Source organism: Candidatus Schekmanbacteria bacterium (genome assembly GCA_003695725.1).
Lineage (GTDB): Bacteria > Schekmanbacteria > GWA2-38-11 > GWA2-38-11 > J061 > J061.
The window spans coordinates 1-8537 of record RFHX01000307.1; the positions used below are offsets into that span (position 1 = coordinate 1).

Consider the following 8537-nt stretch of genomic DNA (forward strand, 5'->3'; position numbering starts at 1 on the left):
ATTTTAGTATCTCCCGTCAGCATCTTTACGGCAAAATAAGAAAACAGGGATATAAAAAATGAAATAATAAAAAATAAGAAAAATGCAGTTGGATTCTTAGATAATGCGTGAAAAGTAGTAATTCTAAAGCATAAAAGAAAAGAATAAAATACAGCAATAAAAACAGCAATCGATATAGCAAGAGCTAATGAGGAAAGGTGCAGTGCTTTTTTTATCTTCCATATGATGAAAAAAAATATGCAATAGAGAAAGAAAAAAAGGATTGCCGCTGCAGTTGATGATGCAAGAATAAATAAAAAATCGTTTAACAAATGCCCTTCAGGCTTCGACATAAAGCCAAAGGTTATATCAAACATTCCTATGGAAATTGCCAAACTAAGGCTTATTTCCAAAAAAGTTCTCAAGGAAATACCCTTGTCAGACTTTTCATTCATCTGTATTCGACCTCTACCTATTTTCATACCTTGACTGGGGAAGAGGTTCGTGTCCTGCCGATTTATCTGCTTTAACACATAATGTATCGAGTTCTTGCTTTAGTTCCTTTCGCTTTATTTCCATTTCATCATCACTTGCATCCCTTCCAACATAAATCGGATTGCCAAATTCAAAGAAAACCTTGCTCGAGAATTTAGGAACAATAAATCTATCCCAGCTGTTAAAAATCCAGAATTTATCAGCACTTGCTCCGACAGGTATAATTGGCCGCCCGGAGTATTTTGCAAGGTAAAGTACTCCCTTCTGCACTATTCTTGATGGTCCTCTCGGTCCATCAGGTGTTATACCAATTTGTGTCCCTTTATCCAATATGGAATAAAGTTCACGAAAGGATTCATAACTTCTTCTCGATGTTGACCCTCTAACGGGATTAAATCCTAATGCCTTTAATGTAGCTGTTATATACTCACCTTCTTTACTCATACTAACAAGAGGAGAGCCACCTGTATCTCTAAAATATCCTGTTACAAGAAATAGTCTTTGATGCCAAAAAGCACATATGAATGACTTTCTTTCTTCCATAAACTTTAATACAGTTTCAGCCCCCTCTGAATGCACTTCATAACTATTGAAAAGAATTCTTACTAAAGGAATTCCAAATGTTTTAATCAAAAATAAAATAGATTTTTCTTTAAATCCAAAATCTGACATTTCTATGAATATCTCTCTTGTGATTGAATTCAGACATATTGAAGAAGAATTTCTGAAACCCGCTTTGATACATCTGCGCTTCCAAGCATCTTCTTCAATTCAAAAAGATTTCTTTTTGTCTCATTCAATCTCTCCTCAGATTTCAAAGATTCAAGGATGAATGAAGCAATGTTTTCAGGATTCACTTCTTCCTGCTGAAGCTCCGGCACTACTTCTGCCCCAGCAATGATGTTAACCAATCCCCAATTCTTTATCTTTAACAATCTTTTTCCCAATATCTCTGTCATTTTTGATAATCTATAGACAATAATAAAGGGGGTTTCAGTTATTGCAGCTTCCAATGTGGCAGTGCCTGAACAGATTACAGCAAAATCAGAGGATTTAAGAATCTCTCTCGCCTGACCATTTACAATTTCCAAAGAAATCTCCTTACCCGCTAAATTTTTTTCAATGATCTGCCTGTCAATTCCTGGTGCAAGAGGCAAGATAAAAGATACATTTTCCATCCGCTGAGAAACTATCTCAGCCGCACCTATCATATCTTTTATTAGGTACTCAATCTCCTTTTTTCTACTTCCCGGCAAAAGAGCAATGCGGTAATTACCATCATTATTTCTGATTGAACCCTTCCTCTCTGCTGAGGATTCGCCGCTCATTATCTCGAGAAGGGGATGTCCTACAAATTCAGTGTCGACTCCTGCTCTCCTATAAATGGCTTCTTCGAAAGGAAGTATTACAAGAATCTTATCAACCCGTTCTTTTATTTTTTTAATTCGTCCGCTTCTCCATGCCCAAACCTGAGGACTTATGAAATAAATAACCGGAATATTCATCTTTTTCAAAAGATTTGCAAAATAAAGATTGAAGCCGGGATAATCTACAAGCATAGCCGCACAAACATTATTTCTACTGATGAAATCAAGAAGTGATTTTCTTACTTTTTTTATTACATTCGCTTTATATATAGCTTCCCATAATCCTATTACAGACATATCGTTGAGATGCCACAATAGCTCCATTCCTGCTTCTTTCATTTTATCACCGCCGGTGCCTGCTATCCTTAAATCAGGTGCAGACTTTTTCAGTTCTTTAATAATATTTGAAACATACATATCAGCCGAATGGTCGCCAGAAACTATTAGGAGGGATTTTTTTTCGTTATTCGTCATAACTTGAATTTCTAAGAAATGAAATGCTCAATTCTCTTTAATACTTGATAAAATATTAAGGGCAAGTTTGAGTGACCTTAATTCATCTTCTTCGGAATACATCCTTTTTCCATCTCCACTGACACAGTCGATAAAATGTTTAATCTGCAATTTCAAGGGATTATCCTTGTACACGAATATCCTTTCGATAAAAGACTCCTGTTTGTAACGAATTTCCTCACGGCTAACAAAGTAACCTGAATCGGCACGACGGTGAATATGTATGTCTTGGTCAGTATAATCTAGAAATATATAAGCATCCTTCTGAGTAATTGCCAAAGTGCGAAGCTTATTCTCTGAAACCCTGCTTGCCACCACAGTGGCAATACAACCGCTTTTGAATTTCAGTTGGACACTAGCTACATCAACCTTCCCCGAACATATTTTTTTTCCAAAAGCAGAATAATTTTCCGGCTGTTCATCCAAAAGATTCAAGATTATGTCTAAATCATGTATCATCAAGTCCATTATCACATTGTCATCTTTTGCTCTTGTGATAAAGGGACCTATTCTTCTGCTTTCCATAAGATAGGGGTCTTTTACAATCTTTTTAAGTTCCTGTACCGCACCATTGAATCTTTCCACATGGCCTACCTGCAAAATCAAGTTTTTCCTTTTTGCTATGTCGAAAAGCTCCTCTGCTTGACTGTAATCTGTAGTAAATGGCTTTTCAACCAATACATGGACACCTGCTTCAAGGCAGTCCTTTGCTATCTCATAGTGCAGCTTAGTAGGCACAGCCAAGCTTACGATATCAACATTCTTCAAAAGCTTATGGTAATCAAGATAGCCCTTTATTTGATATTTTTCTGATAGTTCTTCAACTTTTTTGGAATCAATATCAGCAATACCATGAAAATACACATTGTTAAGCTGTTCGGCATATACATTTACATGGTAATGCCCCATATGGCCTGTGCCAATCACTCCTGCCTTTAACTTACTCAAAATATATCTCCTTCTGTCTTTTCTCTTTTACAAACTCCGCGCTTTGAACTTCTGACAAAATCAATAAAATGTTTAACTTCCTCTGTTTGCTCAACTTCTTCATTAATCTTTACAAGCGCATCTTCTGTAGAAAGCCCTGATTGGAAAAATATCTTATACATTTTTTTCAATTCTTCCAAGCTTTCACCTTTTATTCCACTTCTTCTCAATCCTACAACATTCAAACCATAGGGGACTGTTGTAATTCCCCAAACAATAGTAAAAGGGGCAATATCCTTCGAAAGTCCTGAAAACCCCCTAACCAATGCAAGCTTCCCTATTCTGCAAAACTGATGTATTCCGACGAAACCTGAAATAATGGCTTTATCTTCCACCTGCACATGCCCTGACAAACCGGCATAATTTGTAATTACAACATCATTTCCTATTTGACAATCATGAGCAATATGAGAATAAGCCATAATCATAGAGCCACTTCCAACCGTTGTTGCGCCTCCTTCTTTCGATGAACGATGTATTGTAACATATTCTCTGATTTTTACATTGTCTCCAATAATGACAAAAGACTTTTGCCCTTTGTATTTGAAATCCTGAGGCGGCCCTCCTATAATTGCACCTGCCTCAATTCTGCACTCCTTTCCAATCTTTGTCCATCCTTCAATTCTCACATTTGAAGAAATGACTGTTCCATCTCCAATTTGCACATCTTTTCCAATTACCGAAAAGGGACCAATTGAGACATCATCTCCAATAACTGCACCTTCCTCGATTACTGCTGTTTTATGTATCATCTTCTATTTAGACTTTTTTAGATCATCGAGATTCTCATCAGACACAAATGCCTGTAATTCGCCCTCAGTTACCACTTCATCATCAACAAATGCTTTTGCTACTACCTTCCATAGCGGTCCGCGGCGGTTTGTTACAATGACTTCCATCTTCAGTACATCGCCGGGCCTTACCTTTTTTCTGAATTTTACCTTGTCGATACTCCTGAAATAAACAATTTTTTGATATTCCTCTGTGCTTTGCAGGAGTAAAATACATCCAAGTTGAGCAAGTGCCTCTACTATCATCACTCCCGGCATAACTGGATATTCGCCAAAATGCCCTAAAAAATACGGTTCATTGAAAGTCACATTTTTTATTCCCACCATTCTCTTTTCTTTCTCAAATTCCAAAATCTTGTCTACCATTAGAAAAGGATAACGGTGGGGAAGAAGTTTTAAAATTCTATCAATATTGAACATATTACTCATCTCCTACCTAAAAAATTATTTTTCCTTTTCAAGCCTCGAGATTTTTTTCTCAAGCTCTCGTATCCTTTTGAATAAATCAGGAAGTTTAGGCAGACATGCCTGTGTCCTTCTCCACTTTCTATGGTCAAAAGCAGGAGCTCCGCTGACCATTGAATTAGCCGGTATATTTCTTCCTATTCCCGATTTTGCTCCTACCATAGTGTTGTCACCAATACGTACATGGTCGGCGATGCCAACCTGTCCAGCCAACATAACATTGTCGCCGATTTTACAGCTTCCTGATATACCTACTTGCGAAACAAGAATGACATTCTTTCCAATTTCTACATTATGGGCAATTTGGACATGGTTGTCTATCTTGGTCCCTTCTCTGATAATCGTCACTCCAAGAGTTGCTCTGTCTATACATACATTTGAACCAATTTCAACATCATCTTCTATTATAACATTTCCAACCTGCGGAATCTTGATATGCTTGCCATCTTCCTGCACATATCCAAAACCATCGCCGCCTATTGAGGTATTCGAATGAATAGTAACCCTGTTGCCAATTATCGTTTCTTCTCTAATTGAAGTGTTTGAATATATTGTAGAGTCTTCGCCTATTTTTGAATTGCTGCCAATATAAACACCAGGATATATTCTAACTCTATCTCCAATTTCAACATTGTCCTCAATTACAGCATAAGGATAAATTGAAACATCCTTTCCTAATTTGACATTTTCACCAATCGATGCTCGACTATCAATTCCAATGACAGCTCTCTTTTTCCCCTTAAAAAGCTCAACTACCCGTGCAAAAGACAAATAAGGATTCTTAACGATGATTTGAGAAGCACTGCATTCAGGAATTTCAACAGGTGTTATAACCGCAGTTGCCGAAGTTTTTTTTGCTGCCTCTATGAATTTTTTTGCAGCAATGAATGTTATATCACCTTCATCTGCATCTTCGATTCCAGACACATTGGTTATTTTATCATTCGGACTGCCTTTCAATTCACCACCAAGAAAATCAGCAATTTCCTTTACTGTTTTCACATTATAACCTCCAGAAATAAGCGTTATCGCTTTTATTTGCTTCCCTGAGCATTCAAGCTGTCATAAAGTTGAATTATTCTTGGAGTAAGGTCAGCAACATCCGCTACATAAATAGCATTTTGCTTCTCGATAATTACATCATAGCCGTCATTTTTGCCAACTTCTTTTACCAATTCAATTATATCCATCAGGATTTTGTCAGTATAGTTTTTATTTTTTCTTTCAAATTCATCCTTCAAATCAACCTGCATTCTCCTCCAATCTTTCAACTTTTTGTTGAACTCTTCCTCCTTTTCAGCTTTTATTTTGTCAGACCAGAAGGCGGCGCGCTTTGTTATTTCATCCTGCAAAGCTTTCAATTCCTGCTCCTTCTTATCAAGTTCTTTTTTCTTTTCTTCAAATTCATTTTCCAGCATCTTTATTGCTTCTTTGCCTTTCTTTGAATTATTCAACACACTTTGAAGGTCCACTACTGCAACTCTCGTTTCTGCAAATGTCAGAAAAGAAACTCCCAACATTAAAATGCAAACCATAAGTGAAACTAATTTTTTCTTCATAAAATAAAAACCCCCTTTTTAATTAGAAAAACTGTCCTCCAACACCAAAGTGAAATTGTGTAGCCGATTCCCCCTTTTCTTTATCAAGTTTATATCCTAAATCAAGTCTTACAGGACCTATTGGGAGAAAAAGCCGGGCTCCAATTCCAACACTCTTCTTCATATCAGAAATTGAAAATTGTTCACTATTTTTTACAGCATCTCCCATATCATAAAATGCAACAAGTTGAAACTGGTTTGGCAGTATTGGCACAATATATTCAAGATTTAACACAAATTCTTTATTTCCTCCAACATTATTGTCAAATCTGTCCTTGGGCCCTATATCTTCATTATCATAACCTCTTATTGTTCTTGAACCTCCCAGTTTGAATTTTTCATAGGTAGGAACTCTATCACCGGAGAAGTCATCTACATACCCAAGCAATCCCCTTATATGGAAAGCTGTGCCCCATTTCCATGGATGATAATAACTTGTATCTAAAATTATACGATAATAACTGATATCTCCTCCTAAGGGACCTCCTGCAGGTTCATATGAAAGCTCTATATTAGAGCCCTTAGTTGGGAAAACAGGGTGATTGTAGGTTTTTCTATAGATACTGAAATAGATGCTGTTTTGTGTATTGCTTCCTTCCAAATCTTTTAAATCTTTATAAAATTCCGTATTCCTTTCTCTCTTTTTGCCTCTTCTAAAATAATACTTAAAATCAATACTTGATATCTCATCTCTTTGTGTTCGGGGAGCAACCAGCATCCAAACTCTTTCAAACAAACGCCATCCAAACTTTAATCTAAACCCTGTCTGTTTTCTCCAAAACTCTTCTGAGAAATCCTCAGTTCTTGAATTGTAAAGGTCAAATCCTGCAGATACATATCGGTCAAGAAAATAGGGATCAACAAAGGAAAGGTCAAATTCAGTGGTTCTTGTGCTAAACTGTCCTGAAACAGCAGCTTGCCATCCCCGCCCAAAGAGATTCTCTTCAGAAACACTGACGATTCCCACGAGTTTTTCTGCAGAACTAAATCCGCCACCAAAGGTCAAAGTCCCAGTTGGTTTTTCTTCAACATTTATTTCAACATCGATAAGGTTTCTTTTTTCACCCCTTTTAGTTTTTATTTTTATATCCCCAAAATAGCCAAGTTTAAAAACATCATCCTTACTTCTTCTTAACTTCAAACTGCTTGCTTGGTCGCCTTCTCTAATAAGAAGCTCCCTTCTTATAACTTTGTCCAAAGTTTTGGTATTTCCTGTTATCTCTATTTGTCCAATATAGAATTTTTCTCCCTTGTCTATTGATATTTTTAGGTCCACAACCGGCTCTTTTTCTCGATATTTTCTAATAGGTGCAATATCTGAAAAGAGGTATCCCTTTTGAGCATAGAAATCACTCAAATCTGCCAACCCCTTTTCAAGCCTGCCCCTGCTAAAGACAGAGCCTTCTCTCAATCCAAAGATATCAGCAACCTGTTTATCAGAAAGAAGTGTATTCCCCTCGAATTCCAAATTTCCAATTCTGAATTGTCTACCCTCTTTTATAGGTATAGTGATATAAATCTTTGTCCTGTCGGCATTCATTTCTACCTTTGGGTCACCTATTTCCACTTCGATGAATCCATTGTCCTGATAGAAGGAATCAAGGCGTTGCATATCAGTTTTAAATTCTTCCTCTTTAAAATCTCCTGCTTGCGTTGCCCAGCCAAAAAGCCAATCTTCCTTTGTCTTCATAATTTTCTTCAATAGGTCATCTGAAAATGACTTGTTGCCTTCAAAATAAATCTTTTTAAGAACTACCTTCTTTCCTTCCTTTATTCTAAATACAACATCAACAGAATTTCTTGGCAAGGGCCTCAATCGGTAGGAGATATCAACAAGGTAGTATCCTTCCTCTTGATATTTTGCACGAATTTTATTTATTGTGTTGTTAATTTCATTACGGTTGAGGATGCTGTCCGGTAGAAGAGTCGATTCTGACCTTAATTTTTCACTATCGAGGACCTTATTTCCCTCAAAATAAACGCCTTTTATGGTTGGCTTTTCATCAACTATATATATCAACTTGATACCGCCGGGGACTTCTTCTTTTTCAACTCTAACATCATTAAAAAAACCAAGTGAAAAAATCCGTTTTATGTCCCTGCTAACCTTTGATTGTGATAAAAACTCCCCTTTCCTCGTACTTATATTTGAAAGAATCGTAGATGCTTCTATCCTTTTGTTGCCTCTAACCTCAATATCTATAATTCTCTCTTGTGCAATAGCAATATTCCCCATTAGAAGAAAAAAATAGATGATGGCTGGAATTATATAAAAAATTCTCAAATTCCCCCATTTACCATAGTTGCTTCTGGGATTAATCAGTTTTTTATACATTTAAGAC

General features: G+C 36.6%; 9 protein-coding genes. All 9 read right to left on the reverse strand.

The window, feature by feature from the left end; genetic code table 11:
• Positions 1 to 434: hypothetical protein (locus D6734_11505; GenBank protein RMF92786.1), on the reverse strand; the 434-nt coding region annotated here is incomplete at its 3' end.
• A gap of 13 nt (positions 435 to 447) precedes the next feature.
• On the reverse strand, positions 448 to 1146 hold the full coding sequence (locus tag D6734_11510; GenBank protein RMF92787.1) for a DUF374 domain-containing protein: 699 nt from the start codon (positions 1144 to 1146) through the stop codon (positions 448 to 450).
• 29 nt (positions 1147 to 1175) lie between these two features.
• Positions 1176 to 2315 (reverse strand): lipid-A-disaccharide synthase, encoded by a 1140-nt coding sequence (locus tag D6734_11515; GenBank protein ID RMF92788.1) that lies wholly within the window; start codon positions 2313 to 2315, stop codon positions 1176 to 1178.
• A gap of 27 nt (positions 2316 to 2342) precedes the next feature.
• A complete protein-coding gene (locus D6734_11520; GenBank protein RMF92789.1) occupies positions 2343 to 3305 on the reverse strand; it encodes a gfo/Idh/MocA family oxidoreductase in 963 nt (320 codons plus the stop codon).
• A complete protein-coding gene (locus D6734_11525) occupies positions 3299 to 4093 on the reverse strand; it encodes an acyl-ACP--UDP-N-acetylglucosamine O-acyltransferase (GenBank protein ID RMF92790.1) in 795 nt (264 codons plus the stop codon). The genes D6734_11520 and D6734_11525 overlap by 7 nt, the downstream gene beginning before the upstream one ends.
• Before the next feature lie 3 nt (positions 4094 to 4096).
• On the reverse strand, positions 4097 to 4552 hold the full coding sequence (gene fabZ / locus D6734_11530; GenBank protein RMF92791.1) for a 3-hydroxyacyl-[acyl-carrier-protein] dehydratase FabZ: 456 nt from the start codon (positions 4550 to 4552) through the stop codon (positions 4097 to 4099).
• A gap of 24 nt (positions 4553 to 4576) precedes the next feature.
• Entirely contained in the window at positions 4577 to 5599 is a 1023-nt protein-coding gene (gene lpxD / locus D6734_11535; protein ID RMF92792.1) for a UDP-3-O-(3-hydroxymyristoyl)glucosamine N-acyltransferase, read from the reverse strand.
• Positions 5600 to 5631: 32 nt separating this feature from the next.
• On the reverse strand, positions 5632 to 6156 hold the full coding sequence (locus D6734_11540; GenBank protein RMF92793.1) for an OmpH family outer membrane protein: 525 nt from the start codon (positions 6154 to 6156) through the stop codon (positions 5632 to 5634).
• 22 nt (positions 6157 to 6178) lie between these two features.
• The gene (gene bamA / locus D6734_11545) at positions 6179 to 8530 is read right to left on the reverse strand and encodes an outer membrane protein assembly factor BamA (GenBank protein RMF92794.1); all 2352 of its coding nucleotides are present in this window, start codon (positions 8528 to 8530) and stop codon (positions 6179 to 6181) included.
• Between the last annotated feature and the right edge of the window lie 7 nt (positions 8531 to 8537).